The following is a 314-nucleotide window of genomic DNA, read 5'->3' as shown; positions in this document are numbered from 1 at the left end:
CTGCGGCACGTAGAGCGCCCCGGCAATGCCGGCGATGACGGCCGAGACGACGAAGGCGAACAGCTTCACATATTCGGGCCTGTAGCCGATGAACCGGGTCCGGCTTTCCGCATCGCGCACCGCGACCATAACCTTGCCGAGCTTGGAGCGGGTGATCGCCGAACAGATCAGGAGCGAGGCGGCAAGCGCCAGCGCGGTTATCGCAAAAAGTGTTGCCCGTGTGCCTGTGCCCTGAATCGGATAACCGAGGATGTCCTTGAAATCCGTAAGCCCGTTATTGCCCCCGAAACCCATGTCATTGCGGAAAAAGGACA

General features: G+C 60.5%; 1 protein-coding gene. It reads right to left on the bottom strand.

Annotated features, from left to right (window positions below):
• Positions 1-314 (bottom strand): ABC transporter permease subunit (locus tag FLQ44_RS23250; RefSeq protein ID WP_439144963.1); only part of this gene is annotated, 314 nt, incomplete at both ends.

It is taken from the genome of Vogesella mureinivorans (genome assembly GCF_007644035.1).
GTDB classification, from domain to species: Bacteria; Pseudomonadota; Gammaproteobacteria; order Burkholderiales; family Chromobacteriaceae; genus Vogesella; species Vogesella mureinivorans.
The sequence above is the reverse complement of the archived record's forward strand: the minus strand, read 5'-3'. Positions and strand labels throughout refer to the sequence as shown.